Below are 23642 nucleotides of genomic sequence, written 5' to 3'. Positions count from 1 at the left end.
TTACGCATAACTGCCCGTTAGTTGAACAAAGGGCTACCTCTCATTATTGAACTATAGTGTCCCGTTAGCCATACATGCAGCCCAAGAACGGGCTGCACCACACTCACCGCGCTGTCTGTAACGGCAAGTTTTAAGGCCTGCATTTGCGGGGCAGTCCTTTCTTTGCTCTCGCTTTGTTTAATTATCTTTTCCCGGTATCTTCTGCAGGATTCACAATCCCCGGATTTTCCCGCGAGCCTACTTTAATAGATATAAAAATATCTACGGGATCCTCACTATCCACTGCAAGCCCGAACCGATGATTCTTAAATGATAGCGTCAAACACGAAAAGTCGTACAACAAAGAGAACAGCCCGCAGGCTGTTCTCTTTCGCTGTCTGCCTTAGAAGCACGTGAACGAGCCAATCCGATTCAAATCGATACCGAAGTATCCCCAGAAGAAACCGAACCATCTGAACCCTGCCACAGAATTACGCCCGACAAATACCGGGAAGAACCAGAATTGCTCGCCGTTGTTCAGCCAAATGTATGTGTTGCGGAACAGGCAGTGTCTGATCCCGCCGGGGTCGATGGCAAATGTGGCGGCCTGCATTTGCGGTACGAATTGCGGTGGAGGAGCCGTCGGCGCCTGAACGCCTCCCGGTGCCCCCCCCGGAAGTCCCGGAGACCCTGGAAATCCTCCGGGACTTCCACTTGGAAAACCCGGTCCTCCCGGCACGCCAGGCCCTCCTGGAAACCCTCCTCCGGTTCCCGGTGTTGGAAAAAATCCCATATGTGATCGCTCCTTTCAATGAGTAGGCATAATCATCATATGCATTCGCGGAAATGGCGCCTGGGCAAATGCCAATAAAAAATCCCCGCCCAGCCGAAGCTGAACGGTAGTGAAGGAAATTAGTGAAATTAGCTGCTTTTTTATTCTTGAGCGGTTTTATTTTACTGAAAATCAACAATAAGATTTAACATAGGCATTATCAAAAAACTTGCCCCTACTTATCGTACGGTTCACCGCGCTTGATCTTAAACTATCCTGCCCGTTAGCTTAATGACGAGTCTAACACTTTATTTTCAAATCTCATCCTTATCATATATTTCCATATTAAAAATATTTCCACCAACTATCTTTTCGTCACCATAAATAGGCCATTCTATCTCAGTGTTAAACCGCTTATTAATAGCAATAATCACATCATATGAAGGCTTATATTTGTCTTGCTCAATTTCACTCAAACTGCCTTGGGAAACGTAAATAATGTTAGCGAATTCAATCTGTTTAAACTAATTTATTTTCCTAATTAAGCGGATACGATCACCTAATGATGAGTACCTTTCAACTTCCTTCCTTTCAAAAAAAAGAAAAGCCCCGACATTATCATCGGGACTTTTCTAAGTGTATTAAATGCTGTTAATTATCTTCTTAGTACCTTGAATTTTCATATGATAAAAAAGTCTGGAACTAATATTGTTGATTTTACTGGGTTTGTGGCAACACCTGATAAAAGCGAAAAAAGGAAATTGTGGAACCACTATAAATTACCATGAAAAGAAAGTTAGGAACCATTTGATTCAATGGCAAAGGAGATATTTTTTGAAATTTTATATATCTTATCCTTTGGATTTTCTTTGCTATTGTAGATGTGTCTAAACATCAACCAAACGCTTTTTTAAGAAGCTCTTGGCTTCTTTAATATGTTTCCAAACCCCTTATTGTACAGTCAATAAGAATCCAGCTTATCCGATCCAAAATCATATACAATCTATATACATAAAAAAGAACTGGATTAACCCCCTAACTTTTCTTTTGTTTTTGCAGGTAAATCATCTTTTTGAACTTCTTCATAAGATTTTACTTCTGTATCTGGAATATCTGTTTTCTTTTTATCATCTTGTTTGATATAAAGGCGTAAAAAAGCATTTTCTTTAAGTTTTTCATTATTTGGTTTAACACTTGTAAATGTTACTTTCTTTTCTACCCCATTTTCATCATAAGTAGGTAAAGTATAGTAACGACTCTTATCTTTGATTTCACCTTCACCTTGTATTTGTACATAGTATTCATCTGTTCCAATTTTGCTTGGTGAAGATACATCACAGCCCACCGCAAAACTAGCAAATAGTGTGAAAGTAGCAATTGAAGCAAGTAATTTTTTCATATTTAAACTCCTTTATAATTTTTTTGTGTATTTAAATGACTAACTATAGTTAGTTTACAGGAATTACAGAAGTGCAAACATCGAAGTGTCTAACAGGTAACTTACATTTCTGTAAGGAATCAATAGTACAAGTGGATTGCCTCTATTTAAGAAGCATCCTTACATTTTCTAGTATAAAAAATCTGATGACACCTTGCCATCAGATCAAGGTCAAATACGCATTTTTGATGGAAGAACAATCCCTTTATACAATTGAACTGTGATAAGGTAATAAGCAGTGTAAATGACTGCGAAAATTGCTATTGGAATCCAAATACGGAAATATGGGTCCATTAAGATGAGTGAGAACATATTCATTCCGACAAATACATGTACTATCCCGACAATAGCTGGAAATAAGAATACTAACCATAGTTCTTTATAAATGGACTTTGTTAACAGTTCATGACGGACACCAATTTTATGCAACATTTGATAACGATGAATATCTTTTGTTGCACCCGAAAGTATTTTAAACATTAAGCAACTTGCCATCATGGCTAAAAAAGCAATTCCTAAGAAGAAGCCCATAAACACAGTTCCACTTGTAAAGCCGTATATAATTTCATAAAAGCTATACTTACTGTTTAATTGTTCTTTTGTCACGTTTGGATATTTTTGCAATTGTAAATCATCGAGCTTTTTCCATTCTTTCTTATAAGTGATAAAATCGTTTGTTTTTCCATTTACAACATACTGTTCTTTGCTTTTTATTTGATCGTATATCTTTTGATTTACGATTTGAATATATTGTTGGGTATACAAATAGGATGGTTGAATTTCATTAAAAGCCTTGTTCCATTCTTCTGAGAGAATGGGTCTATTCATTGCATTTTTTATATCTTTTCCAACAATCGCACCTACTGGAAGTTCACTTGAAACACGTTTAATTTGAGTGAGATCTCTTTTCTCAAATCCTGGTTGTATGAAGGGACGATTTTTCTCTAAATCCTCTTTTAAATAATAGACAAACTGTTGGTCTACTTTGTAACGATACTCATTTTTTTCTTTAAATTGAATATTTGCTAGTATTTTTTTCTCATTTGTTGTTGGATTATGAATTGTAATATCATATACATTCACAGCGTCAACAGTAAGTCCTACGTTGTTTTTAAAAGCCATTCCACCTGTAATTGCTCCTACAGCAAGTGCAATTAACATTGCTACTGTTGCTAATACCTTTGTTAAACCATTCACACGAAAACTTAGCTGAGCAAAGGTAAAAGAATTCAGTCCTTTTTCATTCCAGCGTTTATTTCGTTTCACCAGGTTAATAATCAATGGTAATACAGATATAAAAACAAGGTATGTTCCTAACGTTGTTGTTACCGTAGCTATCGGTAATCCTGCTATTGATAAAGTTTTCATGTTTATCAATGAACCGTATCCAATTGCTAATGAAATAACGCCAATTACCGCTACAAAAAATGTTTTTGCTCCTTTTACAGAAGGCTTGTCTGCTTTTGTATCAGAGTGCACTAGCTGTAGTATTGTAATGCGTGATAATTTGAGTGCATTCATAATTGCAGCTATGAAAAACAAAATTAAAAAAAATATTGCTGTTACACGAATTGATGGAACATAGAAAGCATAATATCCATCTGAAGCGAACTCTAGTTCCTTCATCAGTAGCTGCCCAATTCCTTTAGAAAGCCCTACACCTAATCCAATCCCAATAATAAGTGAGGTTATTCCAAGTATTAATGTTTCAATAAACATTAGCATTGTGATTTTATTTTTTTTGGCACCTAACATCATATACATACCGAACTCTTTTTGGCGCAGTGATAGTAAAAATGAGTTCGCATATAAAATATAGAAAAATGTAATGGTTGCTAATAAAAAGGAACCAATTCGAAAGACAATTCCAATAGAACTAATTAATGAATTTGCATTAGTAAATGCTTCATTCATTGCTAACGTTTGAAACATATAAAAAATTGAAATGGACATTACGAGACCGACTAATAAGACAACGTAGTCTTTTAGTTTACTTTTTAGTCCTGCCATGGAAAGTTTTAATAACATGTCGTGCCTCCTTTCTTATGCTTTTTGTGTACCTAAGTCTGCAAGTACGTTTAAAATTTCTTTATAGAACACTTCACGATCTGTTGTGCGGTGAAGTTCTCTATACAACTCGCCGTCTTGAATAAACAAAATTCGTTGACAATAGCTCGCACTAAACGGATCATGTGTAACCATCATAATGGTAACATCTTGTTCTTCATTCAAGCTTGTCATAGCATCTAATAAGCTTATCGCATTTTTAGAATCAAGCGCTCCTGTTGGTTCATCACCTAAAATGATTGCTGGCTCATGAACAAGTGCACGTGCTGCGGCAGAACGTTGTTTTTGACCACCAGACACTTCTGAAGGGTACTTTTGAAGTATCGCTGAAATCCCTAACATGTCCGCTACTTTTTCTACTTTTGGTCTAATCTTTCGAGAAGGAACACCTTGCAGCGAAAGCGGTAAAGCTATATTTTCATAGATTGATAAATTATCTAATAAGTTAAAGTCTTGGAAAATAAAACCTAGCTTTTGTGAACGGAAATCAGATAGTTCAACTTGCTTCATCTTTGTAATATCGGTCCCTGCAATTTCAATAGAGCCATCCGTTGTTTTATCTAATGTAGAAATTACATTTAACAATGTTGTTTTCCCTGATCCGGATGGCCCCATAATACCAACGAATTCACCTCTTCGAATTGAAAACGAAACGTCCTTTAAAGCGTATGATTGATTTTCTCCCTTTTTCCCATATACTTTCATCACGTTTTTTACGTCTACTACTGGTATTTGCATGTCTATATCCTCCTATATATTAGTTGTTTCTATTAGTTTTTCGAATTGGCATCATTTTAAGATAAGTTAAGCAACGCCAAATCCACTCTATTGGTCCAAAATAAAAATATTGTAACCAAACATTGCTGAGTATAATTTGGACTATCCATGTTAGGAGACATATACCAATCATAAGGAATGCGGGCTGAAAGGTATTTATGAATAATGGTAAGATAAACATTCCTACAACAGTTTGTCCTAAATAATTACTCATCGCCATTTTTCCGTAGCTTTTAAATGGCTTTAGTAAAAAGCTTCCTGTCTTATTCTTTAACATAGCAATTAGTATTAACATGTAAGTTAATGTGAGAAAGGGCTGTAAAATAGCCAGTAGGCTGAAAGATAACTTTGCGCTTGATGTTGTAAATTGTATGCTAACTCCAACGATAGCAATACTACTCAGCACTGCAATGAGTGCTGCATGAAGTTTTGGTCGGCACTTCAACCTTGTGAGAATATCCATATTCATAAGTGAAAAGCCCTCTATAAAATAGACTAACACTGATAATAATGAAGTAATCAGTTGCAAAATATTGAGAAATAGAGGCATGTTTTCTTTCCCGCCATACAGATAATCATAAATCAGTATATTAGCGATGATTCCCAGCACATGTAAACTGAAAGAAATAGTTAACAACCACTTGCTAGGCACTTTATGAAGAAGCAATAACACCAGTCCGATAATTGCATATAACTGCAGTATATCCCCACCCCAAACACTAGCGTGCAATAGACCAATTAAAAGCAGTACGATCATGCGACGTACATATAAGGAATAAGGTTGATTTTTCGCTTTTGCTCTGGTTAAGAAAAGAGCTGAACCTGCTCCAAATAATAAAGAAAAAATAGCGTAAAACTTACCTGTCGCAAATATTTGAATCCAATTGTTGTCAGGTAATGCTGTAGGAGACACGCCGGCTTCTTGAAAAAACATTGTGATATTCACTAAGAAAATGCCAATTAACGCAAATCCTCGTATTACATCTAAATCTACGATTCGATCTTTTTGAGGTGAATCTTGTTTCATTACGTTCATAAGTTTCATACCTTTCCATAATAAATTTTTAGTACATGTATCTAACCGTTTTGACAACAAGTTATTGAAGTAGTTTTGTAACTGTAGTAAATTGCTTCATTAGCTATTGCTTAGTATACAAAGAAAGAAAAAAAGTGAACATCGAAGTGTCTAACTGGAATCTTACATTTTTGTAAGGATCCTAAAAACAACCTGAGCCAGGTACTCAACTGGACTCAGGTTGTTTTTTTGCCTCTTTAATTCTTCTTCTGATTAAAATGAATCTAGATTAGATATATACATTTGCATGGATCTATATTTAAAAATAACTGTACATGGACGATATATTTTTCCCATGAAAAACCCCTTCAAGTTATAACAGTATGTGTCTTTCTTTTTACTGTCTACTTAAAGGGGATAATATGAGTGATGAAATTGTCTCTTTCTTTCAATTATTTATTTACGATGTTGTTATACGATTTTATGGTGAATAAATAGTAAATGAAATAGATAAATGTGTATACGCCAATGGCAGTTAACACAGGAACAAAAATATCCATGCCTAATGTGTTAGATAGTGCTTTTAAAGCAATAACACTATGTAAAATCCCAATGCAAAGTGGGAATATAAAAATAAAAGTTACTTGTTTTACAATCGATTTAAAAATAGCTTGCTTACTTACACCTAATATACGTAAGATAATATATTTATCTTCATCTATTATTGCTTCTGTTAATTGCTTAAAGTAAATCATGCTTCCTGTTGCAGCTAAAAAGACAAGTCCTAAAAATACTCCTGCAAAGATTACTAATCCTGATGCCTCCACACCTCCTCTATAAGCATTGTATTTTGCAATTAGGTTAGCTTCGTTTGGTACAATGCTTTGAAGTGATTTTGTTAACTCCTTCGTATTTTTGTCATCTATAACCTTATATGCTTGTAGTGTATAGGGTTCTTGCTTTTTTATTACGGTAGAAAAAAATTCGTCTGAAACGACTATCGTGAATTCATGTAGTGAATCATTTATAACGTTATCCTGTATTTTTCCAACAAATTGCAATGTGTAATTGTTGTTTGGAAGGTAGAGTTTCACTTTTCCATTCATGTATTCTGTTTTGAGTGTATTACTCTTATTCGAATCAAGGGCAATTGCTTCAGTACCTTGAAGAGAGACTTTTATATCTTTCTTAGTTATACCGGATAGTGTAACGAAGGTACTCTCTGCTAATAGGTTCAAATATTGTCGATTCTCCGTAAAATCGGGTGGCATCATACCACTTACGTGTAAATCTGCTTTTATTTTCACTAAGGGAATAGTAATTTTATCTTCAATTGTATGTTTAGACTGTTTAATCGTATTTTCAATTTGTTGATCCACTTGCGTTCCTGTTGTTACATACATAAAGCTAAACGGTTCTATTTTATCAAGCATTGTTTTATTTTTATAATAAATACTATATGACGCTCCAATACCGCACAATGTGACCGCGCTTAATAACGTAATGGCTGTTAATATTTTTGCATTTGTTTGAATACGGGATAACAGTTGAGATAACCCTACTACATTAATTCCACGATAATAGTACTTTTTATTCTTCTGTAAGCCAATTAATAAGAAAACTGTGAAAGAACGAAATATCAAATATGTACCTATAATGGAACCACCTAAAACAATACACATATTACGAATTTTATGACTCACCCATATAGAAGAAAAAATAGGTTGAAGTGCAACCCAATAGGAAGAAGTTAATAAAATAATTCCTAACAAAGCAGTAAATACAGATCCTCTTGGAATATGCTCACCTTGTTTTTCTGCTTGAAGTAATTCAATTAATTTAAATTTATAGATTATGCTGTATCCATGAGATGAGGTTATCAAAATAATAACAGCAAATACAAGGATGGTGTGGAGTACTGCTTCTATAGAAACAGAAAATGAAATCGCAGTTGGCAATTGCATTACTCTTAAAAGCAACATCGAAAATACTTTTGACAATAAAGCTCCAATCCCTATTCCTATAACAAGTGCAATAATCCCCAGAACAAAATTCTCATAAAATAACATTGCGCCAATTTTTCGTTTTGGAACACCAAGTAAAGAATATAATGCAATTTCTTTTTTTCGTTTTTTTGTGAAAAATGAGTTTGAATACCAAATGAATATCCCTACAAAAATCATGAGGATAACAGATGAAGCTGTGAACACATCTGAAATTTGTTTAGATGCACCTATTTGTTTTACAAGGTAGTCATTATAGTGCAAAGATTCAAATGTAAAATAGATGACAATACTAAATATCATGGAAGCAAAGTATAGTACATAACTTTTAAAGTTACTTTGCATGTTTTTCTTAGTAATACTAAATAGTGTCATTCACGCCACCTCCAAGGGCAGAAAGAATATATAGTAGTTTTTGAAAAAAAACTTTCTGTGACATCTCACCCTTTACAAGTTCTGCGAATACTTCTCCATCTTTAATAAAGAGAACACGTTGACAATAACTTGCCGCAAAAGCATCATGAGTAACCATCATAATAGTAGACTGATTTTTTTCATTTAACGTTTGTAAGATATTTAGCAAGTCAGCTGCTGATTTAGAATCAAGCGCACCTGTAGGCTCATCAGCCAAAATTAATTTTGGTTTCCCGATAATTGCTCGGGATGCGGCTGTACGCTGCTTTTGCCCCCCGGAAATCTGATATGGATATTGATTTAACAACGCTTGAATGCCAAACATTTTTGCAATTTCATCTACTTGCTGGTCAATCTCTTGCGCAGGAGTGTTTTTTAAAGCAAGAGGTAAGAAGATATTCTCTTTAACAGTTAATGTATCAAGCAACTTGTTATCTTGATAAATAAAGCCCAACGTATCACGACGAAATGCAGTAAGCTGTTCTTCTTTCATTTTTCTAATGTTTGCTCCATCAATGATAATTTCTCCTGCTGTTGGTTTATCAATTGTGGATAATATATTTAATAATGTAGATTTTCCAGAACCAGATGGACCCATAATGCCAACAAATTCACCTTCAAAAATTGTGATGTCAATATCATGAAGAGCAGTAAATTTGCTACCTCTATTACCATATACCTTTTTTATATGCTTTGCTTGTAGTACTGGTTTCAATGTAGAATCTCCTCTGTTGTATGATAAGCCTATTGTATGATACTTTTATAACCTGAACCATAGGACAACCTTACAACGTATAATAGTATCCTTTCAATCTTGTAAGGTGAAAGTCTTGATAGGAGGCAAACCCAATATGAAAGTTTTATTAGTCGAAGATCAACCAACAATCCGAGAAACAGTAGCTGACGAATTACAGAAGTGGGGATTTGAGGTGTGGTCAACGACAGACTTTGAGCATATTTTAAATGATTTTCTAGCGCAAACTCCACAACTTGTTTTACTTGATATTAATCTTCCTTTTTTTGATGGATTTTATTGGTGTAGAAAAATTCGAGAAGTCTCTAAAGTACCAATTATTTTCTTATCTTCTCGTGACAATCCAATGGATATTGTAATGGCAATGAATATGGGTGGAGATGATTTTGTACAAAAACCCTTCTATCCTGATGTGTTAGTTGCTAAGATTCAGGCACTTATGCGACGCACATATTCGTATACACAAACGGAAGCAAATGTTATTGAACATGAAGAAGTTGTGTTAAATTTACAAGATGGTGTAGTCACGTACCATAATCAAATATTAGAACTAACAAAAAATGAATTTAAAATTCTACTGCTTTTAATGCAAAATAGAGGATCAATTGTAAGCCGTGACAAAATTATGCGCAGCCTTTGGGAAAATGAGAGTTTTGTTGATGATAATACATTAACAGTTAATGTTGCACGCGTACGTAAAAAGCTTTCCGAACTTGGGAAAGAAGAATTTATTCATACGAAGAAAGGACTAGGTTATATTATTTCATGAGTATCTTTCGTTACATAAAAGAACGTCGTAATTTTTTACTCCTTTACTTCTTGATTATGTTCTTTATCTCTACAATGATCTATTTGAGTGATGAAATAAGCGGTACAAAGATGAATCTCTTGTACATCAATGTTGTTAGTGCCATTTTTATTCTCATTTATCTTATAATAGGCTATTTATATCATATAAGGTTTTATCAAGAGCTTAATATCGCTCTTCAGTTAGAGCATGATACTGTCATTGCAATACCGAATCCGCATACGTATGAGCAAGAATTATATACAGAGATATTAAAGAAACTGTACTTAGAGCAACAAGAGCAAATGTACATTTTACATGAGGAAAAGAAAGAGTATCATGACTTTATTATGTCATGGATTCATGAAGTTAAAACACCGATTGCAACTAGCCAATTATTAATGCGTAGTGATAAACCAGCTGACATTCTTATTGGTAAATTAGAAGATGAACTAGAGAGAATTGATCACTTTGTAGAGCAAGCATTATATTACTCACGTCTTGATTCTTTTTCAAAAGATTATTTCATTCAAGAAATTTCTTTAGAAACTGTTACTGGAGCTAGTATGAAAAAATACGCCAGGACGTTTATTGCAAAGCGTATTCAGTTTGAACGAACAAATTTACATGTTCTAGTGGAAAGCGATGCAAAGTGGCTTTCTTTTATCGTCGATCAACTCGTAGCAAATTCATTGAAATATACAGATGAGCATGGGCAAATTAAGTTTATTGGAGAAGAAGATGACAACGAAAAGCGCCTAATTATTCAAGATAACGGCGTTGGTATTAAAGCTGAGGATATGGGTCGTGTATTTGAACGTGGATTCACAGGATTTAATGGTCGACTACATACCAAATCGACTGGATTGGGTTTATATTTAGCAAAACGTCTTTCTCATAAGTTAGGACATGACATTTCTATTGAATCAAAAGAAAATGCATATACGAGAGTTACATTACATTTTCCAAAAACAAATCAATATCATACGATTACTAAAACATAAGAAAAGAGCTTATTCCTTAGGATGAAGTGCACCCCTTAATCTAATCACATGAATATCTAGGGGTCCATTTTTATTCCAGACAGAAAGATCAGATGTTTAAACGTTATCCAGAATCCCTCAAGATTCAAGCGACTCACCTATTGCTCTAACCTGCCCGTTAGTTTAGTCAAGATAGCCATCCAAATTGGCTACCTAGACTTGAAGACACTAGAAGAACCGTCGATATAGCTCGCGTCTTCGCTCTCCACGGAGCTGAGCATATATCTGAGTGGTCGATGCCTTTTCATGTCCTAGCATCCCTTGAATGAATTCTAAGGGTGCTCCGTTATCCAATAGCTGACATGCATAGGTATGACGAAAACGGTGCGGGTACACATTAGCTTCAATCTCTCCCCGATTTGCTATCCGCTTTAACGCCCATCTGATCGTCGGTATTGACATTCGGCGGGTAGGATGTGTTTCCGTTACAAACAGTGCTTTACAGGAATCTTCGCGACACTTTAAGTATTTTTTTAACCACACCTTGCATTCGGTGGTAAAGTAAACTTCTCTTTGTTTGGATCCCTTGCCATTTACAATCGCTGAACAATTTTCCCAGTTAAGATCTTCAATGTTTATTTTCTGTACCTCTCCAACACGGCAGCCAGAACTATATAGAAATTCCAACAAAGCTCGTTCTCGATGTGATAGACAGGAAATCTTAAGATGAATCACATCCTCTTCTATAAGAAACTTCGGAATGCGTTTATCCATCTTTGGTTCTCTCAATTTAAGAGAGGGATTTTTCGTAAGGTAACCTTCTTCATAGGCAAAGCGAAAAAGGGAGCGCACAAATCTGATACGATGTCCTAAGCTGCTTGGCTTTAATCGTCCGGATTGTCTAGCTAAATATTCCTTAAGCTCTAGCAAAGTAATTTCCTCAATCTTAAGATCACCTAATTCGCCAACCAGCATTTTTAATTGCAATGAGTAGGCTTTTAATGTGTACGGACTGAATCCCTGAATCCGTTTATCAACTTCATACAACTTCCATAATTCACTCAGGTACATAGAGAAACCCTCCCAATTATATAAACCTATTAGATCTAGGTTATCTTGAAATGGAAGGGTTTAATCACTATATTGCACTAACGTAAAGTGTCCCGTTAGCTTAACTTTTTAATACTAGATGAAGTAAGGGGAAAGGTCGTCCTGAACTGTCCAATTCCGATCGTCCTATCTGTACAAACCCAAACCGTTTATAGAATGTGTACGCTCCATCGTTTTGCTCATTAACATCAACTTGGAGATTGCTACCTTTTAATTTTTCGGCATGTTTTATCAATCGACTACCTATACCCCTTCCGTGATATTTGGGATCTACGAATAGCATCTCTATCTTTGTTCCGTCAAGCCCAATAAACCCTGTTGGTTCTTTATTTTCGTTCAATTCCAACCAAATCTCTACTTCCTTTAGTGCTCCGTTTTGAAGCATCTGATGATAAAATTCAATATCCTCATCAGTCAAAAATGTGTGTGTATGACACACAGCCTTGTACCAAATATCTATTAACTTATCATGATAGTTTTCTTCATATGGGACAATTTTGTTTAGCATTACTCAGCCTCCGTATTTCTAATTTATTAAAAGATTAATCCCCTTGATAAATCTTCTGTACTATCATACAGAGTCAAACGTGGAAAAGGGAAGCTTTTGTAAAGATAATTAATCCCACTAATGAAAACGGTAATGGCCTTCTGCGGGAGTTCTTTCCCAAAGGTTATGACTTCGCTAAGGTCACAGATAAGCAGCTTGCTGAAGCCATCCGCCTTATTAACGATCGCCCGCGCAAATGTCTAGGCTGGAAGTCTGCTCACGAAGCTTTCATGGAAGAAGTGTCGCACTTGGCTTGACAATCCATCATTTCTATTAATTATCACCCACCACAAATTCAAATTATACATTAAACTTTTAAGTTGTCTACGCACGTGATGAGAATTTCTTGTACATCACAATTTTCAGGTCATTGAAGGAGCCACACCAGATCCCAAGAACAAATTTACAACCATTCAGATCAATGCGATAAGCTCCTTTCATGTATAACTAAACAATATATGGAAACAACTTTCCTATACGTGATTTTAAAGGAGGGTTTATGTTGGCAAGTATAGAAAAACGCAGTAAAGATTCTTATAGATTGATAGTGGAAGTAGGATATGGTTCAGATGGTAAAAGGATAAAACGTACTAAAACAATAAAAGCTTCAGGAATTCGAGAAGCGGAAAAGGAGCTTGCGAAATTTCAAGTAGAAGTCGAAGCAGGTGAATATATTGCACCCGAGAAAATGACATTTAACAACTTCGTAATCGAATGGAGAGAGAAATACGGAAAAAAACATCTTGAAAAGAAGACTCTCGAAACTTATGCCCATTTATTAAAAAATCACATCTGTCCTATTTTTGGAAACAAACATTTAGATCAAATTAAGCCCATGCATATAGTTAGTTTTATGATGGATCTTGAACTTCTCGATGCTCGAAAGGATGGAAAGCTTGGTGGACTTTCATCAACATCAATACGTTTCATTCATCGAGTTATTAAAGACATCCTTGATCGTGCAGTTGAATGGAGGATTATTAAAAACAACCCAGTTACAGCAATAAAGCGGCCTAAGATTGATCCGCCCTCTGTAGAAGTATACAACGAAAATGAAGTCACTAAGTTGTTATATGCCCTTCAGGATGAACCAGACCATTGGAGAATGCTGATTACGCTAGCGCTTACAACTGGTTTACGTCGTGGAGAATTGTTAGCCCTAGAATGGAAGCACATCAATCTTGAGAAACATATGCTAGAAGTTGTGCAGTCACTAAGTTATGTTGACGGAAAGAATATAATCAAAGTACCAAAAACTAAGAATTCATTCCGCCAAGTCTCAATTCCCGATTCACTTATACCCGAATTGAAGAATTATCAAGATCAAGCCAAAATGTCAAAAGAAAATGCCGGAGATCTTTGGGAGGAAACAGAGCGCTTCTTCGTTTTTACCTCTTGGAACGGAAAACCGTATTATCATACTGTACCAGGTACATGGTTTCGAAGATTCCTAAAGCGAAATAATTTAAAAAAAATCCGGTTTCACGACTTGCGTCATACATCTGCAACTTTACTTATTAATCAAGGCGTTCATTCTAAAACGATTTCAAGCCGACTAGGGCATGCAGATATCCGTACTACAATGAATATTTACGGTCACGCTCTACAATCGATAGATCAGGCGGCTGCCAATACATTCAACACTATATTGTCCCCGAAAGCAGAAATTATCTCAAAAGAAAACGGTACGTAATGGCATACAGTTTTTTCGTCCCCAATTCGTCCCCAAGATATATATTTTGATGCTATTGCTTTAATGGTATATCTCTAAAAAATCAGAAAAACCCTTGATTTCTCAAGGGTTTCGGAATTTTTGTTTTGGTGGAGCCTAGGGGGATCGAACCCCTGACCTCATCACTGCCAGCGATGCGCTCTCCCAGCTGAGCTAAGGCCCCATTTGTATACAACAACATTCATTAATTTATCAAAAAATGAATGTCATGTCAATAGATTTATCCTTATTCCCCTGTTGTGCTTTTGGATAAAAGATTCTTCAGTTCCTTCATGAACATGTTAATGTCCTTGAATTGACGATATACAGAAGCAAATCGTACATATGCTACTTCGTCAACCCGATATAACTCCTCCATGACCAATTCACCGATCTGTTGACTATCCACTTCGGTTACAGCTGTGTCACGTAATGCTTTCTCTACTTCCGAGACAATCAGGTCAAATTGTTCTACCGATACAGGACGTTTCTCACAGGCTCTAATTAATCCACGCATGACTTTGTCGCGACTGAATTCTTCACGATTACCACTCTTCTTAATCACAATTAGAGGTGCTTCCTCAACCATTTCAAAAGTTGTAAACCTCCGGCTACATTGTTCACATTCACGCCTGCGTCGTATTGATTTATTCTCATTGGCTGGGCGTGAATCCAACACCTTGGTTCCCGCATAGCTACAATATGGGCATTTCATTCTGTTAGCACTTCCCTTTTCACATGAGTTTTCGTAAAGCAATATTTATTCCATAAAAATTTCCACCCGCAAAAAGTTATGAAGATTGCAAATATAACACATAATACTTTTACAAACAGCGAGGAGGTGAACGACAATGGCAAACAACAGTTCAAATAACTTAGTTGTTACTAAAGCTACAGGTGCCCTAGAACAAATGAAATATGAAATTGCTCAGGAACTTGGAATCAGCATTCCTCAAGATGGATACCAAGGAAACATGACTTCTTATGAAAACGGTTCAATCGGTGGATATATCACTAAACGTTTGGTAACCCTTGCAGAACAACAATTAGCTGGTCAATTCAGCTAATCTGATGAAGGTATGGAGTGTTGGACCGGCGAGAAGCTGGACCAGCACTCCTTTTGTTCATTATTTAGAACTCATCGTAGATATCTGTATATTTGTCATAATAATATAATACACGTTGTACATAATGCCTAGTCTCGTCAATAGGAATTTCTTTAACTGTTTCAAGTTGTCCATCCCAAAGACCTTTATCCATCCAACTTCGTACATTACCAGGCCCTGCATTATAGGCAGCAATCGCAAGCGTCCTATTGCCATCAAATTGCTTAGATAATGAAGCAAAATACCAAGCACCCAGCTGAATATTAGGACCTACTTCGTGTTTGATACGATCCAGAGAAACTTCAGGAATCCTCGCCATTTCCATAGCCCAAGTCGCTGTACGTGGCATAAGTTGCATAATTCCAAGGGCGCCTTTGCTTGATTCCTTACCTGGCTTAAAATTTGACTCTACACGGATAATAGCAGCAATTAGGAATGGATCAAGCTCATATTCCTCAGCTTGCAACTGAATTTCTTCTTTGTAATGAATGGGATAAAACCAAGACATCCAATTACTGTTGAAAAATAGTAACAGTACGAACGTCATAAACAAAAGCATGAGTACCCTTTTTTTGCGAAAAAGCTTCATGGCAACCTCATTTGAAGCCAACATTCGTTCAATTGTTGCTCCGTTACTTCTAAGCTATGACTGTTATCAATAACTCGATCTGCTAAGCTTTTCTTATCCTCAATATCCATCTGTGACTGAAGCCTCGCTTCTGCTTGTCCTGCTGATAAAAGATCTCTCATCATGAGACGTTCCTTCTGTACATTACGTGGCGCGTAGACCACCCATACTTCTTCAAACATGGATTGAAGCCCTGATTCATATAAAAGTGGGATGTCTACCACAACGAGTCGTTCAGGATACGCTGTCTCAAGATCCATCATTTGTTTTCTAATCTCTTTACGGATTGCAGGATGACTTATATTATTCAAAACCTTAAGGGCTTCTCTGTCGTCAAACACAATACTCCCAAGCTTCTTACGATCTAATGTACCATCCTCGTGCAGTATACCTTGTCCAAAAAATTCAGCTACCGCAGCAAGAACAGAGTGACCCGGGAGCATAACATCCCGGGCAATGGTATCCGCGTCAACTAGCATAGCTCCCTTCTTGACTAGAAGGGAGGCTATCGTACTCTTACCTGTTGCAATTCCCCCGGTTAATCCAATGTTCATGATTTCACCTCATAATAGCTTCATTATTCCCATTATTATTAACATTAACGCTGGTAGTGCCGTCATATGTCGTGTCCATGATTTTGTAGCGAAACGAAATCCTGCATTCATACCCATGACCAGAAAACTGCCGCTAAATAAAGCAATAACTAACGATGTGGGCAATGGAGAGAACCCTAGAAGAGCTGCTCCTAGACCTGCTCCAAATGCATCTAATGATAATGCAATACCCAACCACATAGCTTCATAACCCGAAATACTTCCCGATTTATCCACGTCTGCCGATGAGGGGGTACGTAATATTTGAATCACAAGACCCAATTTACGAATTTCAAGAGAGAATACTTGCCGTTCTGCTGGAGGATTCGGTAATTTCTCAATCTTCTCAACTTTAAGCGGTTCAACCACTTGATCTTTTTCTTTTTGTACAAGCATTTGAACCAATGACCATAGTCCCATGACGATGAGAATAATTGCCCCTACAACTGAAGCAATCTTAGGAGATACAAAGTATGCAAGCAGAACACCTACCTGCATAGAAATACCAATAACAACGCCTGACAGAACCGAAATAATCAGAATCGAGAGTAGAGGGATTTTAACCTGCCTTAATCCATATGTAATCCCTACTCCAAAACTATCCAAACTCACTGCAAAAGCCAGCAACGTTAGTGCAACAATGTGACTGAGCACCCTGTTCCCTCCCTATCTCACATGCGAAAAAGTTCGAATTACGAATTCGATACGCCTTTCGCTACAGTCGATACGTCCTCCCATATTATATGGAGGAAGAAACGAGGGGTGCACATTCTTATGAATATTACTTTTTAACGGATTTGGCATGTCGGGCAGAAATGAGTTCCTCTTCCACCTACGACTGTTTTCTCAATGATAGAACCACAATTTACACAAGGCTTATTCTCACGACCGTACACAAGAAGCTGTTGTTGAAACATCCCCATCTCTCCTTGACCGTTCACGTAGGATTTGATGGAGGAGCCACCCGCTTCAATGGATTCTAACAATATATTTATGATCGATGTATGCAATCGTTCAAGCTGGCTTTCATTCAACGAGCCCGCCGTTACCTCCGGGTGAATCCCTGCTTTAAATAGGGATTCATCTACATAAATATTCCCGATTCCAACGACATATGCCTGATTTAGTAAGACTGACTTAATCTTTGTTTTTTTACCTGTTAAGATTTTCTTGAATTGCTCCAGTGTAAAAGACTCATCTAAGGGTTCTAACCCTAGCTTAGACAAAGGTAACGACACCAAATCCTCACCTGTCGCAAAAAGATGCATCGTACCAAATTGTCGAACATCCTTGTAACGAAGTTCAGTCCCATCATTGAAATGAAAAACGACATGCGTATGTTTCTCTACAGGTTCTTCACTTGAATAAAGGCCATATCTCCCTTCCATCCGCAAATGAGATACGATGACAAGTCCATCCAGTAGAATCCGTATAAATTTACCCCTGCGTTCTACACCCAAAATGGTATGTCCTTGAAGCAAAAATGCAAATTCCTCTATATCATCAGGACGCTGAATAATCCGCGCCAAATGGACACTCACATGATCAATGGTTTTATCTTTTACCAATACATTTAAGGTTCTTATTATGGTTTCTACTTCCGGTAGTTCCGGCATGATGTACTCACCTCTATCCCATTATAACGGAATTCTGTAGCCTTTGGGCTACTATTTCGCTTCATACCAATTGCCACCATAACTTACCTCTGCTTTCAGGGGAACATCGAGCGGAAGTGCTTTGCCCATGATTTCTGGCACTAATGATTTCATGATCTCCAGCTCATCTTCTGGAACTTCAAATACCAATTCATCATGAACCTGAAGTAGCATTCTACTCTTTAATTTCTTATCTGAAAGTGCCTGTTCCATGTGTATCATGGCAAGCTTAATGATATCTGCTGCCGTCCCTTGAATAGGCGTATTCATAGCAGTCCGTTCAGCGAATGAACGAAGATTAAAGTTACTGGCATTGATTTCTGGAAGGTACCTTCTTCTTTCCAAAAGCGTCGTGACATATCCATTCTCTTTCGCTTCCTTCACGATATCGACCATATATTGTTGTACACCTTGGAATACTTCGAAATATTGTTCTATAAATTTCGCCGCTTCTTTGCGCGTAATATTAAGATTCTGGGACAACCCATAATCACTGATTCCGTACACGATACCAAAGTTCACGGCTTTGGCAGCTCGACGCATGTTAGAGTCAACGTCTTCAGCCTTCACTCCGAACACATCCATAGCCGTCTTCGTATGAATATCCATATCGTGTGTGAACGCCTCTATCAACCCTTTATCTTGTGATATGTGTGCGAGCACACGTAATTCCACTTGGGAATAATCCGCTGCCAGAATAGACCACCCAGGCTCAGAAGGTACAAATACTTTACGGATTTTCCGTCCCTCTTCTAATCGAATCGGAATATTCTGCAGATTCGGGAATTGACTACTCAAACGACCTGTCGCAGCGACAGTCTGCCGATAGTACGTATGCACTTTACCCGTCTTCGGAGATATTTCCTTCAATAACCCTTCCACATACGTAGATTGCAGCTTCGCAATCGTGCGATATTGCAAAATAAGCTGGACGATATCATGATACGGTGCTAGCTTCTCAAGCACTTCAGCATCGGTAGAGAAACCCGTCTTTGTTTTTTTTACGACAGGAAGACCTAACTTCACGAATAGGATTTCACCTAACTGTTTCGGGGAATTTAGATTGAATTTCGTATCTGCTATGCTATAGATTTCTTCTTCCAAGCGATGAATTTGGGCTTCAAATTCCTTACCTAGCTCTTGTAAATCACTCATATGAACTTCAATACCTTGCTTCTCCATATCCGCAAGGATACGAGAAAGAGGCATCTCAAGGTCATGGAACAGAGACTTCATCTTTGTCTCATCCAATTCTTTCTCTTGTTTCGGAATAATACTGAGAACCGTGGCCGATTTACGTGCTAAGTGATTACTGAGTATTTCAACATCTGGAATCTTATATTTCGCCCCCTTACCAAATACATCTTCTTCAATGGCTATCGAGTCTAAACCATATTTGGACGCCAAGGCGCTTACCGTTTGATTAGATTCTGTTGGATCGAGCAGATATGCTGCAAGTTGTACATCAAATATTACCCCAGCAAATGCAATACCATGCCAGTGTAACGCAAGATCCATCCGATGTAAGTCATATCCTCGCTTTGGAATCGAAGGATCTTGTAACCAGTTCAGAATCGGTGCAGCTTGATCTGTTAGTAGAAGGTCAAATGGCACGTAATCATGCCGATCCTCCGATGAGAATACAACACCAATGATTTCTGCCCGATGTGGGTTATCGCCATACGTCTCTACATGTAGAACTTTGATGTTAGGAAGTCGTTCAATAAGCTCGTCCATGTTCTCCTTATCCGTCACCGTCACTTCGACATTCAGTGCAGGCTGAGCTACTTCACCTTCCTCCAATCCCGCTTCACCAGAGAAAGACAGACGTTCAAGGAGTGATTTGAATTCCAATTTAGCAAGTGCTGGACCCGCAGTTTCTTGAACTAGACCATTAAATATCATTTCATCCAATGATTTATCTAATTGAACTTCACGATATATGGTCGCCAATTTCTTACTCATGATCGCATCATCTGCATGCGTCTCAATCTTTTCTTTCATCTTCCCTTTTAACTCATGTGTATTTGCTAATACCTCTTCTACCGATCCATATTGATGCAGAAGTTTAAGTGCTGTCTTCTCTCCGACCCCTGGAATACCAGGAATATTATCGGATGCATCACCCATCAATCCCTTCAGATCAATAATTTGGTGAGGCTCTAGACCATATCTTTCTTGAATCTGTTCAGGCGCATAGATTTCGATCTCGGTAACACCTTTACGTGTCAATCCGATCTGTACATGCTCAGATGCCAATTGGAACATATCCTTATCTCCAGATACCACCAACACTTGACGTCCAGCTTGATCCGCTTCCTTAGCAATGGTTCCAATAATGTCATCCGCTTCATATCCACTTAACTCATATTGGGCAATTCCTAATCCCTGTAACAACTCTTTTAACAAAGGAAATTGCTCGGATAGTTCACGAGGGGTCTTTTCTCGTCCACCTTTGTATTCTTGATAACCCTCATGTCGGAACGTGATTTTTCCCGCATCAAATGCAACCATCATATGCGTTGGTTTATAATCCTCAATCAATCGTAAAAGCATGTTCGTAAATCCATATACCGCATTTGTGTGCAGTCCTTTTGTATTTGTAAGCGGCGGCATTGCAAAAAATGCGCGATAAATAATACTATTACCATCAATAAGAATTAGCTTATCCATAAAACACCTTCCCTTTATACAACATTGTTATTTCATGATACCATATGACCCCCTAAAATGAGAAAAATGTACGCCATACTTCAACATTATGGCCTCTGTCGTTATACTTTAAGTCTAAAAACACAAAAAACACCGACCTTAGTCGGTGCTTAGATATAAATCACTTCATTATTGGTTCAGATCCGGTCGCTTCCCTGTAACCAGGTAAACAACACTTTCTCCAATATTCGTAGCATGGTCAGCAATTCGTTCAATATATCGTCCTACTAATGTAAGCAACATAACCTGAGATGTTGACTCTGGGTGTGCTGATAGATAAGCATATAGCTCAGTAATGATTTGTCCATATAAATGATCGACCTTATCATCGTCCAATGCCATCTTGTAAGCAAGATCTGTGTTCTCATCAAGGTATGATGTAATAGCCTCAGTAATCATGACTTTAACGATCGCTGCCATATTGGGGATATCCACGAGTGGTTTAATTAATTGTTGTCCCTGTAGGCGCATCGTAACCTTTGCCACATCTAGAGCTAGATCGCCCATTCTCTCCAAATCACTTGAGATTTTAAATGCAACAATAATGCGTCTTAAATCTTTAGCTACAGGCTGCTGTGTAACGATCAGACGAGATCCGATATCCATAATCTGGTCTTCCATAGCGTTGAGTAGTACATCATCTTTCACGATCTGTTGTGCTTTAACTATATCTAAAGTATGCAGTGCCGTTATGGCACCTTCCAATGCTTCAATAACATGCTGGCCCATACGAAGTAATAATGAACGTAACTCCTCCAAGTCTTGATCTAATCCAATTCTCCGAATCATCTGTTCTGTCATCCTCCTATCAATGCTTCTATTTTACTTTAACCAAACCTACCTGATATATAGTCTTCCGTCCGGGAATCTTGAGGATTCGTAAACAAAATGTTTGTATCATCAGATTCCACGACTTCCCCATTCAAGAAAAATACAGTCCGTCCCGATACACGTGCAGCCTGATGCATGTTATGAGTAACCATTACAATCGTGTAGGATTCTTTCAATTCCTGTACCAACTCTTCAATTTTGAGTGTTGAGATCGGATCTAGTGCTGAAGTTGCTTCATCCATTAACAGAATATCCGGTTGTACAGCAAGTGCACGCGCAATACACAAACGCTGCTGCTGTCCACCTGACAAACTTAGAGCAGAACGCTTTAAATAATCTTTAACTTCTTCCCATAGTGCAGCTTGACGTAAACTCTGTTCTACAATGTTATCCAATTCTGCTTTATTACGAACACCATGTAGGCGAGGACCATAAGCAATATTATCATATATTGATTTAGGAAAAGGGTTCGGTTGCTGAAATACCATTCCAACCTGTTTACGAAGAGCCTCAACATGCACATCTTCACCATATATTTCTTTACCGTTAATTTTGACAGACCCAACAATTTGAGTTCCAGAGATCATATCATTCATACGGTTCAAGGTACGTAACAATGTAGATTTACCACAGCCGGATGGCCCAATGAAGGCCGTAATTGCTTTTTCAGGGATATTGAGATCTACATCCTTTAGCGCATGGAAAGCTTCGTAGAATAGATTCAATTGCTTAATATGGATAATATCTTCCATTTAATTATCATATCTCCTTATCTTTACGTGATATTCTCATTAATATTACAGCTATTATGTAAATGCTGTGTCCCATGATTGTAAACTCTGTGTAAAATATATCATTAACTTATATCTCCAATAATATAAATCGAATGATCACACAGCCCTGTCGCACTTTAATCGACCATCTTTCATATAAAAAAAGGAAATGCTCATCCAATCATACTGACTGATGAGCATTTCTCTTCTTACTGACAACTAACTTGTATCCAACACCTCGAATGGAATCGATATGTACGGATTCAGGATCAAGTTCGAGCTTTTTACGGAGTGAGCTGACGTGTACATCCACGGTTCTCTGGCCCCCGATATAATCAAAGCCCCATACCTCATTCATTAAGTCATCTCTTGTAAGAACGACCCCTGGCTTACGGGCTAGATACAATAATACTTCGAATTCTTTGGGACGTAAGTTAATGCTTTGTCCTCCCAATGTCACTTCATATTTCTCAGGGAATATCTCCAACTGACCTAATGAGATCATAGATGTCGAAGTCTGTGTCGTATTCCTTACTTCCTCCGGTTTCCCCGACACCCGTCTCATCACAGCACTAACTCTAGCAAGAAGTTCTGAGACACCAAAAGGCTTCGTAATATAATCATCCGCACCTGATTTAAGCCCTTGAACAACTTCCTCTTCCCCGTTCTTCGCTGTCAGAATGATAACGGGTGTTACTACACCTTGTGTGCGCAGTTTATTAAGAATATCAATCCCATTCATACCTGGTAACATTAGATCTAGTAAAATTAAGTCAAAAGATTCTTTAGATGCTCGCTCATAACCAGCCGTACCATGGTCTTCCATGGTTACATCATAACCTTCTTGCGACAAATTATAAGATAATAGTCTGGCCAATGTCGGCTCATCCTCAATGACCAACAATCGTTGTGACATATGGGACCTCCATTCATGTATCATCTATAATAGATAGATGCTAGTTCAACTTTATCATCATAACACCCTAA

Annotated in this window: 24 protein-coding genes, 1 tRNA gene and 1 pseudogene; 5 read left to right on the top strand and 21 right to left on the bottom strand. The window is 37.5% G+C overall.

Going from position 1 to position 23642, the window contains the following annotated elements; all coding sequences use genetic code 11:
* Positions 1-181 precede the first annotated feature (181 nt).
* The 9 genes from PGLA_RS28550 to PGLA_RS09800 all read right to left on the bottom strand — a co-directional run bounded on the left by PGLA_RS28550 (position 182) and on the right by PGLA_RS09800 (position 9180).
* Complete coding sequence (locus PGLA_RS28550; RefSeq protein ID WP_211269522.1) at positions 182-322, bottom strand: hypothetical protein; 141 nt, start codon at positions 320-322, stop codon at positions 182-184.
* Positions 323-382: 60 nt separating this feature from the next.
* Positions 383-772, bottom strand: a complete 390-nt coding sequence (locus PGLA_RS28870) for a transporter (protein WP_068532094.1) — start codon at positions 770-772, stop codon at positions 383-385.
* A gap of 293 nt (positions 773-1065) precedes the next feature.
* The gene (locus PGLA_RS26715; RefSeq protein ID WP_084410910.1) at positions 1066-1266 is read right to left on the bottom strand and encodes a helix-turn-helix domain-containing protein; all 201 of its coding nucleotides are present in this window, start codon (positions 1264-1266) and stop codon (positions 1066-1068) included.
* 512 nt (positions 1267-1778) lie between these two features.
* Complete coding sequence (locus tag PGLA_RS09825) at positions 1779-2150, bottom strand: YxeA family protein (protein WP_068532091.1); 372 nt, start codon at positions 2148-2150, stop codon at positions 1779-1781.
* Between the two features lie 210 nt (positions 2151-2360).
* Positions 2361-4217 (bottom strand): FtsX-like permease family protein, encoded by a 1857-nt coding sequence (locus tag PGLA_RS09820; protein WP_068532089.1) that lies wholly within the window; start codon positions 4215-4217, stop codon positions 2361-2363.
* Positions 4218-4232: 15 nt separating this feature from the next.
* Positions 4233-4994 (bottom strand): ABC transporter ATP-binding protein, encoded by a 762-nt coding sequence (locus tag PGLA_RS09815; RefSeq protein ID WP_068532087.1) that lies wholly within the window; start codon positions 4992-4994, stop codon positions 4233-4235.
* A 19-nt stretch (positions 4995-5013) separates the two neighbouring features.
* On the bottom strand, positions 5014-6069 hold the full coding sequence (locus PGLA_RS09810) for a DUF418 domain-containing protein (protein WP_068532085.1): 1056 nt from the start codon (positions 6067-6069) through the stop codon (positions 5014-5016).
* 431 nt (positions 6070-6500) lie between these two features.
* On the bottom strand, positions 6501-8426 hold the full coding sequence (locus tag PGLA_RS09805) for an FtsX-like permease family protein (RefSeq protein WP_068532083.1): 1926 nt from the start codon (positions 8424-8426) through the stop codon (positions 6501-6503).
* Entirely contained in the window at positions 8413-9180 is a 768-nt protein-coding gene (locus tag PGLA_RS09800; protein ID WP_068532081.1) for an ABC transporter ATP-binding protein, read from the bottom strand. The genes PGLA_RS09805 and PGLA_RS09800 overlap by 14 nt, the downstream gene beginning before the upstream one ends.
* Positions 9181-9316: 136 nt before the next feature.
* Here PGLA_RS09800 and PGLA_RS09795 point away from each other — a divergent pair, with 136 nt between their 5' ends.
* Together PGLA_RS09795 and PGLA_RS09790 are read left to right on the top strand one after the other, a co-directional pair.
* Positions 9317-9988 (top strand): response regulator transcription factor, encoded by a 672-nt coding sequence (locus PGLA_RS09795; RefSeq protein WP_068532079.1) that lies wholly within the window; start codon positions 9317-9319, stop codon positions 9986-9988.
* A complete protein-coding gene (locus tag PGLA_RS09790; RefSeq protein ID WP_068532076.1) occupies positions 9985-11010 on the top strand; it encodes a sensor histidine kinase in 1026 nt (341 codons plus the stop codon). The genes PGLA_RS09795 and PGLA_RS09790 overlap by 4 nt, the downstream gene beginning before the upstream one ends.
* A 207-nt stretch (positions 11011-11217) precedes the next feature.
* Here PGLA_RS09790 and PGLA_RS09785 read toward each other — a convergent pair whose 3' ends face one another.
* Complete coding sequence (locus PGLA_RS09785; RefSeq protein ID WP_068532073.1) at positions 11218-12060, bottom strand: tyrosine-type recombinase/integrase; 843 nt, start codon at positions 12058-12060, stop codon at positions 11218-11220.
* Between the two features lie 100 nt (positions 12061-12160).
* Positions 12161-12607, bottom strand: coding sequence for an acetyltransferase (locus PGLA_RS09780; protein ID WP_068532071.1), 447 nt, complete (start codon positions 12605-12607; stop codon positions 12161-12163).
* A gap of 116 nt (positions 12608-12723) precedes the next feature.
* On the opposite strand from PGLA_RS09780, the pseudogene PGLA_RS28865 reads away from it, so the two are divergent.
* Both PGLA_RS28865 and PGLA_RS09775 read left to right on the top strand, forming a co-directional pair.
* Positions 12724-12903: pseudogene (locus PGLA_RS28865) on the top strand (transposase); the annotation flags it as partial.
* Positions 12904-13148: 245 nt separating this feature from the next.
* Positions 13149-14339, top strand: a complete 1191-nt coding sequence (locus PGLA_RS09775; RefSeq protein ID WP_084410908.1) for a tyrosine-type recombinase/integrase — start codon at positions 13149-13151, stop codon at positions 14337-14339.
* Positions 14340-14465: 126 nt separating this feature from the next.
* Here the strand turns inward: PGLA_RS09775 and PGLA_RS09770 are convergent.
* Together PGLA_RS09770 and nrdR are read right to left on the bottom strand one after the other, a co-directional pair.
* Positions 14466-14541: transfer RNA gene (locus PGLA_RS09770), tRNA-Ala, on the bottom strand.
* A 63-nt stretch (positions 14542-14604) separates the two neighbouring features.
* Complete coding sequence (gene nrdR, locus PGLA_RS09765) at positions 14605-15072, bottom strand: transcriptional regulator NrdR (RefSeq protein WP_068532067.1); 468 nt, start codon at positions 15070-15072, stop codon at positions 14605-14607.
* Between the two features lie 136 nt (positions 15073-15208).
* Here nrdR and PGLA_RS09760 point away from each other — a divergent pair, with 136 nt between their 5' ends.
* Positions 15209-15424, top strand: a complete 216-nt coding sequence (locus PGLA_RS09760; RefSeq protein WP_068532065.1) for an alpha/beta-type small acid-soluble spore protein — start codon at positions 15209-15211, stop codon at positions 15422-15424.
* Between the two features lie 64 nt (positions 15425-15488).
* Here the strand turns inward: PGLA_RS09760 and PGLA_RS09755 are convergent, their stop codons facing one another.
* The 8 genes from PGLA_RS09755 to PGLA_RS09720 all read right to left on the bottom strand — a co-directional run bounded on the left by PGLA_RS09755 (position 15489) and on the right by PGLA_RS09720 (position 23571).
* A complete protein-coding gene (locus tag PGLA_RS09755; RefSeq protein WP_068532063.1) occupies positions 15489-16052 on the bottom strand; it encodes a lytic transglycosylase domain-containing protein in 564 nt (187 codons plus the stop codon).
* A complete protein-coding gene (gene coaE / locus PGLA_RS09750; RefSeq protein WP_068532062.1) occupies positions 16049-16645 on the bottom strand; it encodes a dephospho-CoA kinase in 597 nt (198 codons plus the stop codon). The genes PGLA_RS09755 and coaE overlap by 4 nt, the downstream gene beginning before the upstream one ends.
* Positions 16646-16654: 9 nt before the next feature.
* Entirely contained in the window at positions 16655-17338 is a 684-nt protein-coding gene (ytaF, locus tag PGLA_RS09745; protein ID WP_068532060.1) for a sporulation membrane protein YtaF, read from the bottom strand.
* Between the two features lie 134 nt (positions 17339-17472).
* Positions 17473-18300 (bottom strand): DNA-formamidopyrimidine glycosylase, encoded by an 828-nt coding sequence (gene mutM / locus PGLA_RS09740; protein ID WP_068532058.1) that lies wholly within the window; start codon positions 18298-18300, stop codon positions 17473-17475.
* A 51-nt stretch (positions 18301-18351) separates the two neighbouring features.
* Complete coding sequence (polA, locus tag PGLA_RS09735; RefSeq protein WP_068532056.1) at positions 18352-21012, bottom strand: DNA polymerase I; 2661 nt, start codon at positions 21010-21012, stop codon at positions 18352-18354.
* 168 nt (positions 21013-21180) lie between these two features.
* Entirely contained in the window at positions 21181-21840 is a 660-nt protein-coding gene (gene phoU / locus PGLA_RS09730) for a phosphate signaling complex protein PhoU (RefSeq protein WP_068532054.1), read from the bottom strand.
* Positions 21841-21878: 38 nt separating this feature from the next.
* Positions 21879-22634: a phosphate ABC transporter ATP-binding protein PstB gene (gene pstB / locus PGLA_RS09725; protein WP_068532051.1), complete on the bottom strand. Its 756-nt coding sequence runs from the start codon at positions 22632-22634 to the stop codon at positions 21879-21881.
* 202 nt (positions 22635-22836) lie between these two features.
* Positions 22837-23571 (bottom strand): response regulator transcription factor, encoded by a 735-nt coding sequence (locus tag PGLA_RS09720; RefSeq protein WP_068532049.1) that lies wholly within the window; start codon positions 23569-23571, stop codon positions 22837-22839.
* Positions 23572-23642: the final 71 nt, after the last annotated feature.

The sequence above is a fragment of the Paenibacillus glacialis genome (assembly GCF_001637205.1).
GTDB classification, from domain to species: domain Bacteria; phylum Bacillota; class Bacilli; order Paenibacillales; family Paenibacillaceae; genus Paenibacillus_AQ; species Paenibacillus_AQ glacialis.
This window is presented reverse-complemented; position numbering and strand designations above follow the sequence as displayed.